Genomic DNA, 21,248 nt, shown 5'->3' on the forward strand with positions numbered 1-21,248 from the left:
CCAGTTGGCGTCATAAGGAACCAGTTTCATGTCATTTTCGATCAAAGGCAAAAACGTCATCGTGACAGGTGCGGCAAACGGCATCGGCCTCGCGATTGCGCGACAGTTTGCTGACAAAGGTGCCAATGTCATGTGTGCCGACACGGATGAAAAAGCACTGAGCGAAGAGTTGGGCAGTACAAAAGACGAGGGTAATATCCGTTTCTTTGCGGGCGATCTGCGCCAGCGGCTGACGATTGCCAACCTTGTGTCTGCGACCATCGATGCCTTTGATGAGGTCGACGTTTTGGTCAACGCATCGCGGCAGTTTTTGCCGACGGATGCATTGAACAGCGAAGATACCAGCGTCGAAACCCTGTGGCAGGAAAACGTAATGACCGCGCTGCAATTGACGCAGCAAGTGTCGAAACGGATGATCAAGCAAGCCGAGGATCGGCCCGAGGGCGCGGTGGGTAGCATTATCAACCTAAGCTCGATCGCATCGCGGCACACACGGCCGGAATTGATGGCCTATTCAATGGCGGCCGCCGCGCTTGAACAGATGACGCGGTCGATGGCGTTGACGCTGGCACCGCACCGGATAAGGGTAAATGCCGTTGCGTTCGGATCGGTGATGAGCGGATCGTTGAAGGCATCGGTCGCGGATAACCGTGAGTGGCGCGATGACATCCGCAGTCACACGCCATTGGGCCGGATCGCATCGCCGTCTGAACTGGCCGACACCATTCAGTTTCTCGCGACGGACAGTTCCAGTTTTATGACCGGCGAGGTGATCGTGGTCGACGGCGGGCGTTCGCTGCTGGATGTGGTGGACGCACCGGCGCACTAAGCAGTGAAACCCGTTTCGGCGGGCTTTGAGTCGCAGCGCACAGACAAGGTAGATGAATATGACTGACAGTTTTGAGACCGAAAAATCGCGCGCGGCGGCATGGTTTCACGAATTGCGCGACCAGATTGTGGACGCGTTCGAGGGATTGGAAAAGGGCCATGATGCCGGGCCATTGGCAGATGCGCCCGCTGGCGAATTCGAGGTCAGCCAGACGACCCGCAGCAGCGTTGACGGATCGGATGCAGGCGGCGGTTTGATGAGCGTCATGCGCGGCGGGCGGGTGTTTGAGAAGGTCGGGGTCAATATCTCGACCGTGTATGGCACATTGGGCGAGCGCGCGCAGGTTGCGATGGCTGCGCGCAAGGGCATTCCCGGCATGAAAGACGACCCGCGGTTTTGGGCCTCGGGGATCAGTCTGGTGGCGCATATGCAAAACCCCCATGCCCCGGCGGTTCACATGAACACCCGTATGTTCTGGACCCCCCATGCGTGGTGGTTTGGCGGCGGGTCGGACCTGAACCCCTGCATCGAATATGCCGAAGACACGGCGCATTTCCATGATCAGCAAAAGACCCATTTGGATCCGCATGGCACGGGGTTGTATCCCAAGTTGAAAGAATGGGCGGATGAGTATTTTTATATCCCGCACCGCAACCGCGCCCGTGGTGTAGGCGGGATTTTCATGGATGATCACTGCACCGGCGATTGGGAAGCGGATTTCAAGCTGACCCAAGACATCGGCCGCGCGTTTTTGCCTGCCTATGTTCCCTTGGTGGAAAAGCGCACAGCGCAGGGCTGGGATGACGCGGATAAGGATGCCCAGCTGGTGCATCGTGGGCTCTATGCTGAATACAATCTGGTCTATGATCGCGGGACGAAATTCGGGCTTGAGACCGGGCATGATGCCAATGCCGTATTGATGAGCCTACCGCCCCTGGCCAAATGGGTGTGATGGTCTGAGAGGGTGCAGGGGGCCAGCCCCCGTCCTTGCGGACTCCCCCGGGATTTATGACCATTTGGAATTGAGCTAGGGCCGGGGGATTAGCCTGCGGTGTGCCAATCGAAGAAATGCGGACCGGCTTGGGCGAGCAGGTCTTGGGCCAGATCGACGCCCATTTTTCCGCCATCCGAGATAGGGCCGCTGCGGGTGCCTGCGATCACTTCTGATCCATCGGGGCGCAAAACTTCGCCGCGCAGGTGCAGGGTGTCGCCGTCAAGTGTGGCGAGCCCTGCGATGGGCGTTTCGCAAGAACCATCCAGTGTGAGCAGGAAGGCGCGTTCTGCGGTCAGGCGTTGGCCTGTGGGGGTGTCGTGGATGGCGGCCAGCAACGCTTGGGTGTCCGCGTCACCTGCGCGACGTTCGATGCCAATCGCGCCTTGGGCGACGGCGGGCAGCATGTCGGTGTCGTCAATCGGGGTGGCGGGGACGTTTTCCATGCCCAGACGGTTTAGGCCCGCCATGGCGAGGAAGGTACATTCGGCCACGCCCTCGGCAAGTTTGCGCAGGCGGGTTTGGACGTTGCCGCGGAATTCGACGACCTGCAAATCGGGGCGTTTGTGCAGCAGTTGTGCCCGGCGGCGCAGGCTTGAGGTGCCGACAACCGCACCTTGCGAGAGTTGATCAAGGGCCGAGAGCAGGGGGGCGACAAAGGCGTCGCGCGGGTCTTCGCGGGGCAGGAACGTATCCAGCAGCAGGCCGCCGGGTTGGATTGTGGGCATGTCTTTCATGGAATGCACAGCGATGTCGATCTTGCCCGCAAGCAGGTCTTCTTCGATTTCGCGGGTGAACAGGCCCTTGCCGCCGATTTCCTTGAGGGGGCGATCCTGGATCAAATCGCCGGTTACCTTGATCACGACAACCTCGAACGCGGTCAGGGGCAGGTTAAACGCCTCTGACAGCCGCGCGCGGGTTTCAACCGCTTGGGCCAGTGCGAGGGGGGAACCACGGGTGCCGATGCGCAAGGGGTTCTGAGGGGTAGGCAAGGTCAGGGTCATGAAGTTCTCTTTGGGCCAAGTCAAATTTGTGCAACAATGAGGCACCCGCGCCTTGACTTCCAGCCCCCACATCTTGACCAAAGGCAAAAGATTACCTGAGGAGCCGACACATGGCGCAGACAACACCCCCAACCAAAACCATTTTGCGCGCTTTGGCGGGTGAAACGCAGGCGACACCGCCGATCTGGATGATGCGTCAAGCGGGGCGGTATCTGCCCGAGTATAAGGCCACGCGGGCGGAGGCGGGCGATTTCCTGTCGTTATGCTATAATCCTGATCTGGCGACCGAGGTAACTTTGCAGCCGATCCGCCGCTTTGGATTTGATGCGGCGATTCTGTTTGCGGATATTTTGCTGGTGCCGCAGGCGCTGGGCGCTGATTTGTGGTTCGTCACGGGCGAAGGGCCGCGATTGTCGACTGTCACCACGCAGGCCGATTTCGACAAGCTGAAGCCCGTCGACGTTATTCACGAGACGCTGAACCCGATCTATCAGACCGTGCGCAACCTTGCGGGGGCCTTGCCGCCGGAAACCACGTTGATCGGCTTTGCGGGCGCGCCGTGGACGGTGGCGACCTATATGATCGCGGGGCAGGGTACCAAAGACCAAGGGCCCGCGCATCAGTTGCGGATTGAGGACAACCCGTTGTTCGAATCCCTGCTGAACCTGATCACCAAGGCGACGATCGAATATATGTCGGCGCAGATCGAGGCCGGTGCCGAAGTCATGAAGATTTTCGACAGCTGGGCGGGGTCGCTTTCGGGCGAGGCCTTCCAGAAATATGCGTTGGAGCCAGCCCGCGAAATCACCCAAGAGCTGAAGAAGCGTCACCCCGGTATCCCGATCATCGGTTTCCCCCGCGAGGCGGGCGACCAGTACATCGGTTTCCACAAGGCAACCGGTGTGGATTGTGTCGCGTTGGATAATTCCGTGTCTGCTGAATGGGCTGCGGCAAATGTTCAGGTGGATGGCTGTGTGCAGGGCAACCTTGCGTCACGCCATATGGTCACAGGCGGGCAGGATTTGATCGATGAAACACGCACCATCGTAAAGGCGTTTTCCAAGGGGCCGCATATTTTTAATTTGGGTCACGGCATCACGCCAGACGCCAATCCTGACAACGTTCAATTGATGATTGATACGGTTCGCGACGCAGGTTGATGACATTAGATTGGTTTTGGCCCTTGACGGGGGCCAAGGCCCGTCATATTCGAAGCGCCGATGGCGTTATAGCTCAGTTGGTTAGAGCGAACGACTCATAATCGTTAGGTCCCTGGTTCAAATCCAGGTAACGCCACCATCACCCACCCTTAGAATTTTGCCGAGTAGCCCGATATACAACGGGCATGTGAATTATTTTGCATTACCTGGGCATTTCGTTTGACGGTTACAAACTCAGAGGCGCTAAGTTGCACGAAAGTGCGAATTTTGCAGCTGCGCATATGCCAATGCGATATAGCCCAAAAAGAGCGCCGAAAAGATAATGACAAATATTGTTAGATGGCCTAACAATATTTGTAAGAAACGCTGCGTTGCCTGATCCGTTCGGGCACATGCGATTCAGGGGAGGAAGACGGATGTATTTGGGAGCGCATCACATCTGTGATGGTAGTGCATCTGTCGTTTTTCCCCCGAATTAAGCGACCCCACGGAAAGCCCACGTTGAAGTGGGCACCGTTACGATCAACTAAAAGGGAGAGACACAATGATGATGAGAAGAACCATTATGGGTGCCGCTGCGGCCGCGCTTGCCGTCGGGATGAGCGCGACAGGCGCGCTGGCGCAAGATGTCACACTGCGCATGCACCAATTCTTGCCGCCTCAGGCGAATGTACCCAAGCAGGTCTTGGACGTTTGGGCCGACAAGGTTCAGGCAGACAGTGGCGACCGGATCAAGGTTGAACGCTATCCGTCCATGCAGCTTGGCGGTAAGCCACCAGAGCTGATGGACCAAGCGATTGATGGTGTGGCCGATATCGTCTGGACAGTTGTTGGCTATACGCCGGGCCGCTACCCATCGACCGAGGTGTTTGAACTGCCGTTCATGGTGACCGACGCGCGTGCGGCCAGCTCTGCCTATTGGCAGATGTTCGACAAGCACATGAAGGACACTGAATTCAAAGACGTGCACATCTTGGGCACATGGGTTCACGGCCCCGGATTGCTGCACACTAACAAAGAAGTGCGCACACCTGCCGACATGCAAGGTCTGAAAATCCGTGGCGGTTCGCGTCTGGTGAACCAGCTTTTGGAAACCACGGGTGCGACGCCTGTTGGTATGCCTGTGCCAGCCATCCCCGAAGGTCTGTCCAAAGGTGTGATCGACGGGACAACCATCCCGTGGGAAGTCACCACAGCCCTGAAAGTGTCGGAACTGGTCAAGAACCACACCGAATTCTCGGGGTCTGCGCTGTATACGCTGACATTTGTTCTGGCGATGAACAAAGACAAATATGAAAGCCTGCCGGACGATCTGAAAAAGGTCATCGACGACAACTCCGGTCTCGAGTTTTCGGTCTTTGCGGGTGGTACGCAAGCGGATGCCGATGGCCCTGCGCGTCAGATCGCCGTTGATCTGGGCAACAACATCGTGACCCTGTCCGATGAGGAAACGCAGGTTTGGCGTGAAACCGCCCAGCCGATCTATGACGCGTGGGTTGCTGACATGAACGGCAAAGGCATCGATGGTCAGGCGCTGATCGACGAAGCCAAGTCCCTGATGGACGCTTACGGCAAATAAGCCGAAGCTGATAAAGCCGACCTGTGGCATGGTGAATGCCGCAGGTCTTCCGCCTTAAAGATTTCCAAATATAAGAGATGTTACATGCGCCGGCTGATCCAGTTTCTTGCCCGATTTACCGCGGTTATCGGGGGGCTCGTTCTGACGGTGCTGATCCTGATGACAACGTTTTCGATCATTGGGCGCACCATCAACAAAGTGCTTCATAGCGAATATTTCCAAACCCAACTCAATGGTCTGTCACAGGGTCTGCTTGATCTGGGGATCGGAGAAATCAACGGAAACTACGAATTGCTCGAGGCGGGGATCGCGTTTGCCATCTTCTCGTTCCTGCCGATTTGCCAGTTCTACGGTTCGCACGCCAGCGTCGATATCTTTACCTCGTTTCTGTCGCGCCGGGCCAACCGTTGGATCGCGGCCTTCTGGGAGCTGGTCCTTACTGCGGTGATTCTTTTAATCATCTGGCGCCTGTTCGAGGGGATGCAGCGCTATATCGGCAACGGCGAGACGACGTTGTTCTTACAGTTCCCGGTTTGGTGGGCCTATGCCGCCAGCTTTGCCGCCGGAATCGTGTCGTGCATCGTGGCGGTCTATTGCGCCGTGATCCGGGTGATCGAGGCAATCAAAGACGAAAATATTCTACCCAGCGAACAAGGGGCGCATTAACGTGACCAATCTAGAACTGGGCTTTTGGTCCTTCCCCGTGCTTTTGTTGATGATCTTTTTGCGCGCGCCGATCGGGTTGGCGATGTTGCTTTGCGGATTTGGCGGCTGGTATTTCGCGATGGGCGGTAATCCGACCCCGCTGCTGGCCAAGCTGAAATCCGAAACATACACAACATTCTCAAGCTATTCGTTGTCGATCATTCCGATGTTCCTGCTGATGGGGCAATTCGCGACCCTGTCTGGCATGTCCTCGGCACTGTTCAAAGCGGCAGAAAGCTTTCTGGGGCATCGTCGTGGCGGTGTTGCGATGGCGGCTGTGGGGGCCTGTGCGGGCTTTGGCGCGATCTGTGGCAGCTCGCTGGCAACAGCGGCGACCATGTCCAAGGTCGCCTTGCCAGAGCTGCGCCGCTATGGCTATTCGGGTGGTTTTTCCACCGCCACGTTGGCAGCGGGCGGCACCTTGGGTATCCTGATCCCGCCATCGGTGATCTTGGTGATCTACGCGATCCTCACCGAACAAAACATCGCCAAGCTTTTCCTCGCCGCGTTCATTCCCGGCATTCTGGCAGCACTTGGGTACATCGTCACGATTTCGATCTATGTGCGCCTGAACCCGAATTCTGCGGGCACGCGCCCCGCGGTGCCCATGGCAGACCGGTTCAAGGCCTTGGCAAATACATGGCCGGTTCTGGTGATCTTTTTCGTTGTTGTGGGCGGTATCTATCTTGGGTGGTTCACCCCGACCGAAGGGTCCGCCATCGGTGCGGCTGGCACAGGACTAGCGGCGTTGCTGTCGGGCAGCCTGAACTGGTCGGTTCTGCGCGAGAGCTTGCTGGGCACCGCGAAAACGACAGGCATGATCTTCTTTATCGTGCTGGGGGCGGGGTTCTATAACGGGTTTCTCGCGCTATCGGGCGTTCCGCAGTTCATGGCCGACTGGGTTGTCGGGCAGGGCTATAGCCCGTGGCTCGTGTTGACGATCATCTTGGTATTCTACCTGATCTTTGGTTGCCTGATGGACAGCTTGTCGATGATCCTGCTGACGGTCCCGATCTTCTTTCCCGTCATCTCGGCGATGGATTTCGGGATGAGCACGGAACATCTTGCGATCTGGTTTGGTATCTTGGTGCTGATTGTCGTCGAGGTGGGGCTGATTACGCCGCCGGTTGGGATGAACCTGTTCATCATCAACTCGATGGATCGCGAAACGCCCATGACCGAAACCTATAAGGCAGTCATGTATTTTGTCGGGTCCGACATCGTTCGCGTGATTATTCTGGTGATGTTCCCCGCGATCACATTGTTCCTGCTACCCAGCTAGATTTGGCCCTTTCCCCACGCCCCGGCGCGTGGTGCTAACGTTTATCAGGTCCGCCTTGTCCGGCGCGGCCAAGGAGGATTCATGACCAATAGTTCCAATTTGATACCGCATAAGGTCACCAGAACCGATCGGCCTGACGGGTCCATTTTGTTGGAGTCGGGTTATGATCTGGGGCCCGTTGCCCGCTGCACAGGCGACTGGTTGCATGAATGGGCAGCATCGGCCCCCGACAGGGTGTTTCTGGCAGAGCGGTCAGGCAGTGGTTGGCGCACCGTCAGCTATTCTCAGGCGCTGGACATGGTGCGCAGCATTGCGGGGCATTTGTTGTCGCGCGATTTGGGGCCGGAAAAACCCATTCTGATCATATCGGGCAACAGCATCGACCACGGATTGCTGTCGCTGGCGGCGCAATATGTCGGTGTGCCGACCGTCCCCGTGGCCGAGCAATATTCGCTGATCCCTGCCGCCCTGCCGCGTCTGGATTATGTGGCCAAGCTGGTAAAGCCCGGCATGGTCTATGCGTCGGATGCCACCCAATATGCAGGTGCCTTCGGGCTAGAGAGCCTGAGCGGGGCTGAAAAACTGTCGTCCTTGCCCGGTGCCACGGGGGCAACTGATTTCAACAGCCTGCTGACCCCAAGCGATGCCGATGTCGCTGCGGCCTTTGCGCAGATCACGCCGGATACCTTGGCGAAAATCCTGATGACCTCGGGGTCTACCTCGGATCCCAAGGGGGTGCTGACAACGCAAAAGATGATGACCACGAACCAAGCGCAACTTGCGCAAGCCTTACCGTTTGTGACCGCCCGCCCCCCGCAACTGGTGGACTGGCTGCCGTGGAACCATGTCTTTGGCGGATCGCATAACTTTAACCTGATGCTGGCAAATGGCGGCAGTCTGTACATCGACGAAGGCAAACCTGCCGCGGGGATGTTTGATAAAACCCTTGCCAACCTGCGCGAGATTTCCGGCACAATCAGCTTTAACGTGCCGGTTGGATTTGCCCAGTTGGTCACGGCGTTGAAGGCAGACAAGCAATTGCGCGAACGCTATTTTGCGCAGCTGGATATGATCTTTTACGCGGGTGCGTCGCTGCCGCAGGCAACCTGGGCTGAACTTGAACGGCTTGCCATGGAAACGCGCGGCAAACTGCCGTTGATCAATTCATCATGGGGTCTGACGGAAACCGCGCCCGCCGCTTTGTTGCAGCATGAACCGGCAAAAGGTGCGGGTATTGTGGGCGTGCCGTTGCCCGGCGTGAAGGTGAAATTGATCCCCGACGCCGACGGGCGCTGCGATGTGCGCGTGGCGGGGCCGACGATCACCACAGGCTATCATCACAACCCCGAAAAATCCGCTGATGCATTCGACGAAGAAGGGTTCTTTGTCACTGGCGACGCGATGCGTTTCGTCGACCCGAACGACCCTACGCGGGGGCTGATGTTTGACGGGCGCATGTCCGAAGATTTCAAGCTGATGACCGGCACATGGGTGCGCGCGGCGCAGTTGCGGTTGGATCTGCTGGCGGCTTTGGCCCCCTATGTGACAGATCTGGTGCTGACAGGTCAGGGCCGCGAGGAAGTGGGCATGTTGCTGGTGCCCAACCACGCCACGATCAAGGCGCAGGGTTGGACGGTGTCGGATGATGCGGGCGCAATGATTTGCGCGCCCCTGATGGAAAAGATCGGCGCTGTGATGAAAGGCTTGGCCGCGAAAAACACAGGCAGCGCGTCGCGTGTGACCGGTGCTGTTATCCTGACCGATCCGCCCTCGATGGGCGACGGAGAGGTCACGGCCAAAGGCAACCTGAACTTTCCCAAAATGCTGATGCGCCGGGCGGCATTGGTGGGCCGGATTTACGACCCCGCAGACGCCGCACGTATATCGGCGAATTAGTGCAATAAATTGCCGAATTAAGCGAGTTACCTTGCGACATCATTCTGTAGATGCACAATAAAGCATCGACGTTTGGGAGGACCGAGATGACCGCTGCCAACACAATAGCTAATGCAGTCACATATTTCGTAGATCGTCACACCGAGGAGGGCCGCCGCGACAAAGTCGCATATCGAGAAATTGACCGGGGCCGAACATTAACCTACGGCGATATGGCTGTGGGGGCCGGGCTAGTTGCGGGGGCGTTGGCGCGGGCCGACATTCGGGCCGAAGAACGCGCAGCGATACTGGTCTTGGACCAGATCGAATTTCCGCAAATCTTTTGGGGTGCGATGAAATGCGGTGTCATTCCCGTGCCCATCAACACGCTTTTGTCCGGGGCGGTCTATGATGCGATCTTGCGCGACTCGCGTGCTGCGATCCTTTTCGTATCGGCCGAACTGTGGGATGTTGCCAAGGACGCCGTCGCGGGCAACCCCTATTTGCGCCATGTGGTTGTGATCGGCGATCCTGTCGATGGCACCACCGGTTTTGACGATTTTCTAACGGGCGTGCGGCCCCGCGACACCTTGCCGGTCAGCCCGGACGAGGTTGCGTTCTGGCTGTATTCATCGGGATCAACGGGCCAGCCTAAGGGCGTGGCGCATGTGCATTCCGCCTTGCGGGCGACCTCTGACACTTACGGGAAACAGGTGCTTGAGATCGCCGAGGATGATGTCGTGTTTTCCGCGGCCAAGTTCTTTTTCGCCTATGGGTTGGGCAATGCCATGTCGTTTCCGCTGTCGGTCGGGGCAACCACCTTGCTGCTGGCAGGGCGGCCCACGCCTGATGGTGTCGTGGAATTACTGAACGCGGAAAAGCCGACGGTATTTTGCGGTGTGCCCACGCTTTATGCCGCGATGGTCGCGCATATGGACAGTGCGGGTGGCCTGACGGCACCGCCGCGCACCTGCATTTCGGCGGGCGAAGCCCTGCCCGAAGAGGTGGGACTGAGGTGGGAGAAACACGCGGGCACCAGCATTCTTGACGGTGTCGGATCGACGGAGATGCTCCATATCTTTTTGAGCAACCGCAAGGATGATCTGGTCTATGGCACATCGGGTGTTGCGGTGCCCGGCTATACGCTGCGTCTGGTGGATGAACTGGGCGAAGACGTGCTGCCCGGCGGCGTGGGTGAATTGTTGGTGAACGGGGCCTCGGCTGCGAATTCATATTGGAATCAACGTGATAAATCCCGCAGCACCTTCGAAGGCGTCTGGACCCGGACGGGTGACAAATACGAGCTGGGCGATGACGGGCGGCTGACCTACTGCGGGCGCACGGATGACATGTTTAAGGTGTCAGGCATCTGGCTGTCCCCCTTTGAGGTCGAGGGCGCGCTGGTCAGCCATCCGCGGGTCCTTGAGGCCGCCGTGGTCGCTGCCGAGGACGCGGACGGGTTGGAGAAACCCAAAGCCTTTGTCGTGTTGAAAGAGGGCGGTGCCGACGATGCCCTGCTGGCCGAGCTGAAAAGCCACGTCAAAGAAAAGATTGGCAAATGGAAATATCCCCGCTGGATCGAGGTGGTCGAAGAACTGCCCAAAACGGCGACGGGAAAAATACAACGGTTCAAATTACGAGAGGAAAAGTGATGAGTGTGACATGGTCGAACGAGGCGGGCCAACGCCTGACCGCTGGCGGTAAATCACTGGAATATGCCGCATGGGGGCCCAAGCCCGCCGATGCCCCGACGCTGGTGCTGTTGCACGAAGGGTTGGGCTGTATCGAGCTATGGCGTGATTTTCCGCAGGCGTTGGTCGATGCCACGGGTTTTGGCGTGCTGGCCTATTCACGGGCGGGCTATGGTGGGTCTGATCCCGTCGATCTGCCGCGCCCGCTGGATTACATGACCCTCGAGGCCGAGCAATCCCTTGGGGATGTGCTGGACGCTGCGGGGATCGAACACGCGATTTTGCTGGGCCATTCCGATGGTGCCACGATTGCCACGATCTATGCCGGGTCGGTGTCAGACATGCGCATCCGGTCGCTGATCCTGATGGCCCCGCATTTCTTTACCGAACCGGGCGGGCTGGCGGCGATCAGATCGGCTGGCGACGCCTATAACAACGGTGGGCTTAAGGACAAGCTGGCCAAGTATCATGCCAATGTCGATGTCGCCTTTCACGGGTGGCACGATGCCTGGACCGATCCGAAATTCGAGGCATGGAATGTCGGCGACAGCATCGATCATCTGCGCATTCCGGTTCTGGCCATTCAGGGGCGCGATGACCCCTACGGGACGCTGGCCCAGATCGAAGAGATCGAAACGCGGATTTATTCACCCGTTGAAACTGCGATTTTGGACAAGTGCGGACATGCGCCGCATCTGGATCAGCCCCATGCCACATTGGAAGCAATCCGTGAATTCTGCGCCCGTCTGGACCGGATCGAGCGTGAAATCGTTCAGATGGCCTAGGGTGCGCGCTGTGGTCCCACCGCATGCACATGTGCCGGGCCTGAACGCACGTCACCCCGAGGATTGGTTTGATCACATCAAGGCAAGTGTCACCGGGGAAACGCCGCTTGCGCTGCTGGGCCAGACCGAGGCGTGGCAGATTGGATTGACCTATTTTCATGACGGATATTTCTGGGAATGCCACGAGGTTCTTGAGGCGGTTTGGATGCGTGCGCCTGATCCGTCACCGGAACGGGCATTGATCCAATCCATGATCCAACTGGCCAATGCGCGGCTGAAGCTGCGGATGGATAAACCGAACGCGGCCCGCAGGCTGTGCGCTATGGTGGACGATCTTTTGCGGCAATGCGGGGCAGCTGAAACGATTCTGGACGTGAAGCTGCGCGATATTGACGCGTGGGTGAATGACACCCGAGACATGATAAATCTGCGATATGATGCATAAAGTGCGCATATCGTGAGGGTAAAACCAGAAATATATGGCAGTATTATGCCATATTACGCATCTATCTATCAAACGGCCGGGGCTATGATGCAACATCAGACCGGGCCTGCAAGGGGGGACAACCTGTGACCAAGATTATCGATTTTCAAACTGATCCGTCCAAATACCGTCATTGGAAGATCGAATATGACGGTCCCATTGCGAACCTTTATATGGATGTGGATGAAAAAGGCGGGCTGTTCGAAGGCTACGAGCTGAAGCTGAACTCCTATGATCTGGGCGTTGATATCGAATTGGCCGATATTGTGCAGCGGATGCGGTTCGAACATCCGGAGGTCAAAGTCGTGGTGATGCAATCGGCCAAGGACAAGGTATTTTGCGCAGGTGCCAATATTCGCATGCTGGGCGGGGCTGCGCATAGCCACAAGGTCAATTTCTGTAAGTTCACCAACGAGACGCGCAATACCTACGAGGCGGCGCTGGCGGACAGTGGCCAGAATTATATTTGCGCTGTCAAAGGGGCCTGCGCGGGCGGTGGCTATGAGTTGGCGCTGGCGTGCAATCACATCATGCTGACCGACGACAGTTCGTCATCTGTGTCCCTACCCGAAGTGCCCTTGCTGGCGGTTTTGCCGGGTACGGGTGGTCTGACCCGCGTCACCGATAAACGTATGGTACGCCGTGACCGCGCCGATGTTTTCTGCTCGATCGAAGAAGGGGTGAAGGGCAAGCGCGCCAAGGAATGGCGTTTGGTCGACGAGGTGATCCCGAATTCAAAGTTTGACGAAACAGTTGTCGCGCGTGCCCGCGAGATGGCCGCCAGTTCGGACAAAGCAGATGTGGCGCAGGGGGTCGATCTGACGCCCCTTACGCGGACATTCGCGGCGGATGGCGTCACATATTCCACCGTCGAAGTGGTGCTGGACCGCGCTGCAAAACGCGCGACGGTAACGATCAAAGGGCCGGATGCTGAGGCCCCGGTCGATATGGCTGCGCTGACGGCCCAAGGCGCAGACGCATGGATTTTGCGCTGCGCGCGTGAATTGGATGATGCCATCCTGCACCTGCGCAACAACGAAAAGGAATTGGGCCTGATTGAATTCCAGACCCAAGGCGACCCGGAATTTGTCATCGCCCACGAGGCGCTTTTGCTGGCCAATAAGGACCACTGGCTGGCCAATGAAATCCTGCAATATTGGAAACGTGTGCTGAAACGGGTCGATATGACCTCGCGTAGTTTGGTCGCGATTGTTGAGCATGGCTCGTGTTTTGCCGGTCCCTTGGCTGAACTGCTGTGGGCGGTGGATCGCAGCTATATGATGCTTGAGGAATTTGACGGCGACAACCGGCCCCTTGCGACGGTGACCCTGAGCGATGGCAACTTTGGCACCTATAAAATGGGCAATGACCTGACCCGGCTTGAAACGCGTTTCCTGGGCACGCCCGAAGATGTCGCGACGCTTGAGGGGCTGAAAGGTCAGCCGCTAGAGGCTGATGCCGCCGATGAGGCGGGGCTGGTCACTTATGTTTACGACGACATCGATTGGGAGGATGAGGTGCGCCTGTTTATGGAGGAGCGCGCCAGCTTTAGCCCCGATGCAATGACGGGGATGGAGGCGAACCTGCGCTTTGCCGGCCCCGAAACCATGGAAACCCGCATTTTCGGCCGTCTGACTGCATGGCAAAACTGGATTTTCCAGCGGCCCAACGCAGTAGGCCCAGACGGCGCGCTGCAACGTTATGGCACAGGCGTGCGCGGTGAATACAACATGGAACGTGTGTAACGGGCGTGGATTTTTTCAAAAAATCCGACCCAAAATCTTTGAAAGATTTTGACCCCACGAGGAGGAAAACAATGATCGACCTAATCAACGTAAGCTACGACACCCAGATCCCCAATAACGTGAACCTGAGCCAAGACAAAAAGGTGCTGAAGGCGCTGGAAAAGTGGCATCCGGGCTACATCAACTGGTGGAATGATCTAATCCCGCAGAACTTTCAGGAATCGATGGTGTATCTGCGCACGGCCGTGTCGGTTGATCCAAAAGGCTGGGCAAAATTCGATTACGTGAAGATGCCGGAATACCGTTGGGGTGTTTTGCTAGCCCCCGCCGTGGAAGATCGCAAAATTCCGATGGGTGAGCATTACGGCGAACCCGCGTGGCAAGAAGTGCCCGGCGAATACCGCAACATGCTGAAACGTCTGATTGTGATCCAAGGTGATACAGAGCCGGGATCGGTCGAACAGCAGCGTTTCCTTGGGCTGACCGCGCCGTCGCTTTATGACATGCGCAACCTGTTTCAGGTAAACGTCGAAGAGGGGCGGCACCTTTGGGCGATGGTCTATTTGCTGCAAAAATACTTTGGCCGTGATGGCCGCGAAGAAGCGGATGATTTGCTGGTGCGGTCCTCGGGGTCGGATGACAGCCCGCGCATGCTGGGTGCGTTTAACGAGGAAACGCCAGATTGGTTGTCGTTTTTCATGTTCACCTATTTCACCGACCGTGACGGCAAGATGCAGTTGGAAAGTCTGGCGCAGTCCGGTTTTGACCCGCTGTCGCGCACCTGTCGCTTTATGCTGACCGAAGAAGCGCACCATATGTTTGTCGGTGAAACCGGCGTGGGCCGCACCATTCAAGCCACGCTTGAGGCGATGAACAAGGCGGGTATCACCGACCCCTATGACATCAACAAGATCCGCGATCTTGGCGTGATCGACCTGCCCACAATCCAGAAAAAGCTGAACCTGCACTATACCTTGTCGCTGGATCTGTTCGGCCAAGAGGTGTCGACCAACGCGGCCAATGCGTTCAACTACGGCATCAAGGGCCGGTATATGGAGCAGCGGATTGACGACGATCACAAGCTGCAAAACGATACCTATGCGGTGACGTCGGTCAAAGATGGCAAGATCATCACCGAAGACGTGCCCGCCCTGACCGCGATCAACATGCGTCTGCGCGATGATTATGTGCGTGACGCTGCGGGCGGTGTTGGCCGCTGGAACAAGCAGATTGCCAAGTCCGGCGTTGATTTCGAATTCAAGATGCCGCACGAAGGGTTCCACCGTCAGATTGGTGTGTTTAGCGCCGTGGCTGTTGACCCAGACGGCAACATCATTTCATCGGATGAATGGCATAAACGCAAAGACGAATGGCTGCCGACCAAGGCCGATGGTGACTTTATCCAATCGTTGATGGTGCCGTGCTATGAGCCCGGTAAATACGCCAGTTGGATTGCCGCACCAAAGGTTGGCATCGATAACAAGCCGGGCGACTTTGAATATGTAAAGTTGCACATGGCCTAAGGCGCGCGGTGGGTTACACCCACCCTACGCAGATAACACAGGTGGGTGGGCTTTGGTCCGCCCATCCGCACATAAAGCCGCAGGAGCATTCGCCATGAACCAGCCCGTCAAACAGCACCTCATCGACCCCGAGATCTGTATCCGGTGCTATACCTGCGAAATGACCTGTCCTGTGGGCGCGATTGAACATGACGACAACAATGTCGTGGTGAATTTCGACACCTGCAATTTTTGCATGGATTGTATTCCCGTCTGCCCCACAGGGTCGATTGACGAATGGCGCGTGGTCAACACGCCCTACACATTGGAACAGCAATTCGAGATGGACGAACTGCCCGATCAGGAAGATATCGCAGCGCCCGCCCCGTCGTCAGACGAGGCTACCGTGGACCCGATCGCGGCATTGCTGGCCGAAGCGCATAAAGGTGCAGGCGGCAAGGCCAAGGCCCCGCTGACGGCGAGCAAGCCAGCGGTAAATATGTACAACCTTGGCAAACCCGCCAAGATGAAGGTGCAGGGCAATTACCGTCTGACAGATGACCCGGACCATGACGTGCGCCACATCATCCTTGATCCCGGCCCGCTGCCGTTTCCGGTGCTCGAAGGGCAATCTGTCGGCATCATTCCCCCCGGTTCCGATGCCGAGGGCAACGCACATTTGCCGCGGCTTTATTCGATCTCAAGCCCGCGGGACGGTGAACGCCCCGGCTATCACAACATCTCGCTCACGGTGAAGCGCGAGGCGGGCGGCCTTGCGTCAAACTATCTGTGCGATCTTGAAACCGGGGCCGAGGTCGAGGTGACAGGCCCCTTTGGCGCGACATTCCTGATGCCAAGCGATCCTGGGGCGCATTTGCTGCTGATCTGTACGGGAACCGGTTCCGCGCCGATGCGTGCCTTTACCATGCAGCGCCAGCGCAGTGGTGCGACAGGTGGCATGACGATGTTTTTTGGCGCGCGTACGCCGCAAAGCCTGCCGTATTTTGGGCCGCTCAAGAAGATACCGGAAAGCTTGATGAAGCAGCATCTGGTGTTCAGCCGCGAGGCGGGCAAGGATAAGGAATATGTGCAGGATCGCATTATCGCCGAACAGGACACCGTCGCGGAATTGTTGGCGGATGACCGTACCTATATTTATATCTGCGGGTTGCGGGGCATGGAGGAAGGTGTTGAAAGGACGATGACTTCAATCGCCGAAAGCATGGGGCAGCAATGGGAAGCGTTGCGCGACACCATGCGCGAAGACGGCCGCTATCACGTGGAAACCTACTGAATGACCGACACGCCTTTTGTCCATGAAATTCGCGTAACTTGGGGCGATTGTGACCCCGCGCGAATTGCATATACTGCCCGTTTGCCGTGGTTTGCCCTAGATGCCATCAACGCGTGGTGGGAAGAACATTTTGACGGGGAAGGTTGGTTCCAGATGGAAATCGACCGCAATATGGGCACGCCGTTCGTAAACCTGTCGATGGATTTCAGCAGCCCCGTCACCCCGCGCCACCGTCTAATGTGCGAGACATATCCGACCCGGCTGGGCGAGAAATCGATCACATTCGGGATGAAGGCATATCAGAATAATGTGCTGTGCTTTACTGGCAGTTTCACTTGCGTGTTTACCCAAGCGGACGTGTTCAAAAGCATGCCGGCACCTGATCGTATTCGCAAAGTCGTCGAACCGTTGATCCGCGACGCTTAGTGCACTTTTTTGCAGATTTGTGTTGATCCTGTCAGGTTCAGGGTTAATCTTGCATTATTGTTCATTAATGGATGCTTATGCCTGATACTTCCAACCCGACCACCCCCGGCGAAGAGCTGATAAAGCGGATTGCTGTACGGGTGCGAGAGGCGCGAAAGTCTCGGGGTTTGCCACGCCGCGTTTTATCCGAGATGTCTGGCGTATCGCCGCGCTATCTTGCCCAGCTTGAGGCAGGAGAGGGTAATATCTCGGTTATTTTGCTGCAACGGGTTGCTGGTGCGCTTGATCTCAAGATCGAGGCGTTGCTGGCAGAGAGCACACCGCTTGATCGGGATGCGGAGCGAATTGCGCAGGTTTTCAGCAACGCAAACCCCGAGGTGCAGCAGCAGGTGCGCATGCTTTTGTTTGCACAAAGCCAAACGGAATTACGGGCGGGCCGGATTTGTCTGATCGGTTTGCGCGGCGCTGGAAAGTCGACATTGGGAAAGCTGGCAGGCGACGCGCTGGGGCTGCCCTTTGTCGAGCTGAACAAAGAAATCGAGGCCGCATCGGACATGCCAATCGCCGAGGTGATGGCGCTGTATGGCCAAGAAGGATACCGCGAGCTTGAGGCCGAAGCGCTGGCGCGGGTTAATGCCAAGCATGACAAAATGATCCTTGCTGTTGCGGGCGGTATCGTCGCCGAGCCGACGACCTATACCCGGCTTTTGCAGCGGTTTCACACGATCTGGGTCCACACCAGCCCTGCGGAATACATGCAACGTGTGCGTGCCCAAGGTGATGTGCGCCCGATGGCAGGCAACCCCGCCGCGATGACGCAGCTCAAGAACCTGCTGGATACCCGCACCCCGCTTTACGAGCGTGCAGATGCGCAGATCAACACGTCAAACCGCCCGGTCAAGACATCGCTCAAGGATTTGCTGCGCATTATCGAAAAGCGGCGTTTTCTGGATGTTCTTGACGGGTGACCGTACCGGCACATAGGCATGTGGTGTTATACGATCTGGGCACGGCAAGCGCGGACCTGATCCAAGCACTGTGTAAATCCGGTTTTGCCGTCAGCGTGATAGAGCCTGATCCGGATGATGCGGCCCGTGTGGGTGCGGTTCTTAGTCGGCTTTTGCCTGATCTGGATATACGCGTGGATAGTGACGTGCCGGGGCAATGCGACGTGTTTATATGCGGGGCCAATGAAGCGGGCCAAGCGCCGGGGCGCGCGTTGGTTATTGTTCTGAATGGACCGCAGGGGCTTTCTGGCATTCCCGATTCGGCGCGTACAGTTGCGATGGATTTACTTGATCCGCGATTGGTCGAAATCAGCTTTGGCCGCGCGTCAGCGGATGCGCGGTCACGCGCTGTTGAATTTGCGAAAACGTTGAAAGTGCCGTTTATGCAAAGCAAGGGGGACGCATTTGCCGGCGCCGTTTTGCAAGATGCGGCCCTTGCATTGGTGGATCGGCTTTTGCTTGTCGGCGTGACCCCGTGGGAGCTGGACGAGGCATTGGAAGACGCGGGCTTTACCGAAGGGTTGTTGAAGGCGCAGGACCACATCGGGTTGGACGTCGCCTTTGCGCGGCGCAGGGCGGCTGGCGTCGATCTGCTGGTGGCAGACCGTATGGTACGCGAGGGCAGATTGGGCCGGTCTATTGGTGTCGGATGGTATCGCTATCCGGGCGGGGGCGGCGCGGTGATCGATCCGTTGATGGAAGACATGATCGTCGAGGAAGCCCGTTTTGCCCGGATTGATCCGATGCCCGTTTCGGCCAGCGACGCAGCAGACGCTTTGATTGTCGGGGTGATGAATGCAGCCAGTGATCTGCTGCAAAGCGGTGTGACGCAGCAAGAGCTGGATCAACTGGTATTCTACAAATTGGGACTGCCTGAAATGACGCCGCGTGCGCAGGCGGCAGGGCACGCAGCGGTGACGCAGCAGTTGCGAAACCTGCAAGCGATCCACCCCGAACTTTGGGCACCGTCGCCGGCTTTGTCGTTGCTTTTCTAACGCGCAACGAAAAAGGGCCACGACAAATGCGGCCCCTTTCCCAAGATTATATAGACAAGATTACATGGTCCACGCCATACGCGCCGGGTGGTATTCGAACCCGATGTGGTGGTTCGCGCCAACCAGACCTTCTTTGGTGTGGTTATACAGCGACCGCCAATATGGCTGGATTGTCACGCCTTCGCTTTGGATCAGCGCTTCGCCCTCTGCCATGATCGCGCGGCGTTTTTCAACGTCAGCAACCGACAGTGCTTTGGTCAGCAGGGCATCGAATTCAGCGTTGGCCCAGCCAAATTCGTTCCATGCTTCGCCCGACCGATAGGCCAATGCCCAGATTTGGACGCCCAAAGGCCGCGCGTTCCAGTTGGTCGAGGAGAACGGGTATTTCGTCCAGTCGTTCCAGAAGGTCGAACCGGGCAGGATCGTCCGCTTTACCTTGATCCCCGCATCACGCAGCTGCGCGGCAACCGCGTCGGTCGTGTCTTTGCGCCACGCATCGTCGATCGAGAACAGCTCGTGCTCGAAATCGGCCATGCCTGCTTCTTCCATCAGCGCCTTGGCTGCTGCTGGGTCAACCTTGCGTGGGGGCAGTTCGGCATATGCGGGGTGCATCGGGCCAACATGGTGGTTTTCCGCAACCAGACCGCGCCCGGCATAACCTAGTTCCAGCAGGACGGCGTTATCAACGGCCATCGTAAGCGCCTGACGTACACGCGCATCGGCGTATGGCTTCATGCCATCAACTTCGGCCAGCTGGTTGGGGCGGATAACGATGGTCGCCGCTGTGGCGATTTCGTTTTCGTTCCAGCCATCAAGCGTACCGAACACGTCAATGAATTCACCCTCGATTGAATAGGTCGCATCGATTTCATCTGCTTCGGCTGCTGCAACAAAGGCGGACGGGTCCGTGCCGTAATCGATATATTCCAGACGGTCGATATACGGGCCGCCATACACTTCGGTGCCCCACCATGTGTGGTCCGCGTTCTTAACCAGAACGCTTTTAACACCAACCTCAAGGGATTCAGGCAGGTAGGCACCTGTGCCAACAGGGTTATCCAGCATGGTTTCTGCGTCGAAACCTTCGGGGACGATTGCGGCTGGGTAATCGGCCATGCCGGGGATCAATGTGATGTCCGGACGCGGCAGCATCAGCTTGATCGTGTGGTCATCAACAAGAGTGATCGCCCCTTCGATTGCTTTGCCTGTGGCTTCGTCGACCAGGGTCGCGAAACGGCCCGCCATCGAGTTACCCTCGACGGATTTGTCACACCAGCCTTCGATGTTGCGCACCACGTCGGCGGCAGTAAAGGCGGTGCCGTTGTTCCAGGTCACGCCCTTGCGGACATGCAAGGTATATTCCGTCGCGTCGTCGTTGATTTCCCAGCTTTCCAGCAAGGCAGGGGTGAACGTGCCGTCGTTTTCCCAGATCGCGAGGTATTCCAGCCACCCGCGCGAGAAATTCGCGATTTGTGACCAGTCATAGGTACGCGGATCTTTGAGAGCGCGCACTTCCATTTGCATGCGTACTGTACCGCCTTCTTTGTGGGCAGCAGCACTGGCGGGGGTGGGCAGACCAATCATGGCATATGCAGTGGCAGTGGTTGCGCCAAATGCGCTTGCCAGTGCCAGAAATTCGCGTCGATTTACCGGATCTGCCTTGGCGGCCTCGGCTGATTTTAGAATGGCCTCTGGCAGCGGTTTACCGGTGCGGGTCAAAAAACTCATGATCTTCCTCTCTGTTGGTGTGGCTGCGCGCATTGTCGCTTTCCACTATCGCCCCCGTGACAGTGGCCGCAGGGGTGGTGATGCAGTTGATCTGCGGTTGTTGCCTAGTTGAATCTAAGCTTGGTCGGTTGAGTGTCAACTTTGAGGTGCCATGCGTCAAGGCTGT

The 21,248-nt window shown here is 57.4% G+C and carries 18 protein-coding genes and 1 tRNA gene; 17 read left to right on the top strand and 2 right to left on the bottom strand.

The window, feature by feature from the left end; all coding sequences use genetic code 11:
• Positions 1–28: 28 nt before the first annotated feature.
• Entirely contained in the window at positions 29–829 is an 801-nt protein-coding gene (locus tag KZZ06_RS07015; RefSeq protein WP_219579349.1) for an SDR family NAD(P)-dependent oxidoreductase, read from the top strand.
• A 58-nt stretch (positions 830–887) separates the two neighbouring features.
• A complete protein-coding gene (gene hemF / locus KZZ06_RS07020; protein ID WP_219579350.1) occupies positions 888–1,781 on the top strand; it encodes an oxygen-dependent coproporphyrinogen oxidase in 894 nt (297 codons plus the stop codon).
• Positions 1,782–1,870: 89 nt separating this feature from the next.
• Here the strand turns inward: hemF and hemC are convergent, their stop codons facing one another.
• Complete coding sequence (gene hemC / locus KZZ06_RS07025) at positions 1,871–2,824, bottom strand: hydroxymethylbilane synthase (protein WP_219579351.1); 954 nt, start codon at positions 2,822–2,824, stop codon at positions 1,871–1,873.
• A 110-nt stretch (positions 2,825–2,934) separates the two neighbouring features.
• Here hemC and hemE point away from each other — a divergent pair, with 110 nt between their 5' ends.
• The 15 genes from hemE (at position 2,935) to KZZ06_RS22705 (ending at position 19,354) form a co-directional block, all read left to right on the top strand.
• Positions 2,935–3,984 carry a uroporphyrinogen decarboxylase gene (gene hemE, locus KZZ06_RS07030; protein WP_219579352.1) on the top strand — a complete coding sequence of 350 codons (1,050 nt, stop codon included), beginning with the start codon at positions 2,935–2,937 and terminating at the stop codon, positions 3,982–3,984.
• Between the two features lie 62 nt (positions 3,985–4,046).
• Positions 4,047–4,123: transfer RNA gene (locus KZZ06_RS07035), tRNA-Met, on the top strand.
• Between the two features lie 405 nt (positions 4,124–4,528).
• Entirely contained in the window at positions 4,529–5,563 is a 1,035-nt protein-coding gene (locus KZZ06_RS07040; protein ID WP_219579353.1) for a TRAP transporter substrate-binding protein, read from the top strand.
• Between the two features lie 84 nt (positions 5,564–5,647).
• Positions 5,648–6,229, top strand: a complete 582-nt coding sequence (locus tag KZZ06_RS07045) for a TRAP transporter small permease (RefSeq protein ID WP_219579354.1) — start codon at positions 5,648–5,650, stop codon at positions 6,227–6,229.
• A gap of 1 nt (position 6,230) precedes the next feature.
• Entirely contained in the window at positions 6,231–7,550 is a 1,320-nt protein-coding gene (locus KZZ06_RS07050) for a TRAP transporter large permease (RefSeq protein WP_219579355.1), read from the top strand.
• Between the two features lie 81 nt (positions 7,551–7,631).
• Positions 7,632–9,446 carry a feruloyl-CoA synthase gene (locus KZZ06_RS07055; RefSeq protein WP_219579356.1) on the top strand — a complete coding sequence of 605 codons (1,815 nt, stop codon included), beginning with the start codon at positions 7,632–7,634 and terminating at the stop codon, positions 9,444–9,446.
• 86 nt (positions 9,447–9,532) lie between these two features.
• Complete coding sequence (locus tag KZZ06_RS07060) at positions 9,533–11,077, top strand: benzoate-CoA ligase family protein (RefSeq protein WP_219579357.1); 1,545 nt, start codon at positions 9,533–9,535, stop codon at positions 11,075–11,077.
• Positions 11,077–11,901, top strand: a complete 825-nt coding sequence (locus tag KZZ06_RS07065; RefSeq protein ID WP_219579358.1) for an alpha/beta fold hydrolase — start codon at positions 11,077–11,079, stop codon at positions 11,899–11,901. The genes KZZ06_RS07060 and KZZ06_RS07065 overlap by 1 nt, the downstream gene beginning before the upstream one ends.
• Positions 11,902–11,911: 10 nt before the next feature.
• Positions 11,912–12,346, top strand: a complete 435-nt coding sequence (locus KZZ06_RS07070) for a DUF309 domain-containing protein (protein WP_308340006.1) — start codon at positions 11,912–11,914, stop codon at positions 12,344–12,346.
• A 125-nt stretch (positions 12,347–12,471) separates the two neighbouring features.
• Positions 12,472–14,130 (top strand): 2,3-epoxybenzoyl-CoA dihydrolase, encoded by a 1,659-nt coding sequence (gene boxC, locus KZZ06_RS07075; protein WP_219579360.1) that lies wholly within the window; start codon positions 12,472–12,474, stop codon positions 14,128–14,130.
• 71 nt (positions 14,131–14,201) lie between these two features.
• Complete coding sequence (boxB, locus tag KZZ06_RS07080; protein ID WP_219579361.1) at positions 14,202–15,653, top strand: benzoyl-CoA 2,3-epoxidase subunit BoxB; 1,452 nt, start codon at positions 14,202–14,204, stop codon at positions 15,651–15,653.
• A 94-nt stretch (positions 15,654–15,747) separates the two neighbouring features.
• Entirely contained in the window at positions 15,748–16,926 is a 1,179-nt protein-coding gene (boxA, locus tag KZZ06_RS07085; protein WP_219579362.1) for a benzoyl-CoA 2,3-epoxidase subunit BoxA, read from the top strand.
• A complete protein-coding gene (locus KZZ06_RS07090) occupies positions 16,927–17,352 on the top strand; it encodes a thioesterase family protein (RefSeq protein WP_219579363.1) in 426 nt (141 codons plus the stop codon).
• Between the two features lie 77 nt (positions 17,353–17,429).
• Entirely contained in the window at positions 17,430–18,320 is an 891-nt protein-coding gene (locus KZZ06_RS07095; protein WP_219579364.1) for a helix-turn-helix transcriptional regulator, read from the top strand.
• 23 nt (positions 18,321–18,343) lie between these two features.
• Positions 18,344–19,354 (top strand): 3-hydroxyacyl-CoA dehydrogenase family protein, encoded by a 1,011-nt coding sequence (locus KZZ06_RS22705; RefSeq protein WP_219579365.1) that lies wholly within the window; start codon positions 18,344–18,346, stop codon positions 19,352–19,354.
• A gap of 60 nt (positions 19,355–19,414) precedes the next feature.
• On the opposite strand, the gene KZZ06_RS07105 is transcribed toward KZZ06_RS22705, so the two are convergent.
• Positions 19,415–21,082: an ABC transporter substrate-binding protein gene (locus KZZ06_RS07105; protein ID WP_219579366.1), complete on the bottom strand. Its 1,668-nt coding sequence runs from the start codon at positions 21,080–21,082 to the stop codon at positions 19,415–19,417.
• Between the last annotated feature and the right edge of the window lie 166 nt (positions 21,083–21,248).

The sequence above is a fragment of the Sulfitobacter sp. CW3 genome, assembly GCF_019392245.1.
Taxonomy (GTDB): domain Bacteria; phylum Pseudomonadota; class Alphaproteobacteria; order Rhodobacterales; family Rhodobacteraceae; genus Sulfitobacter.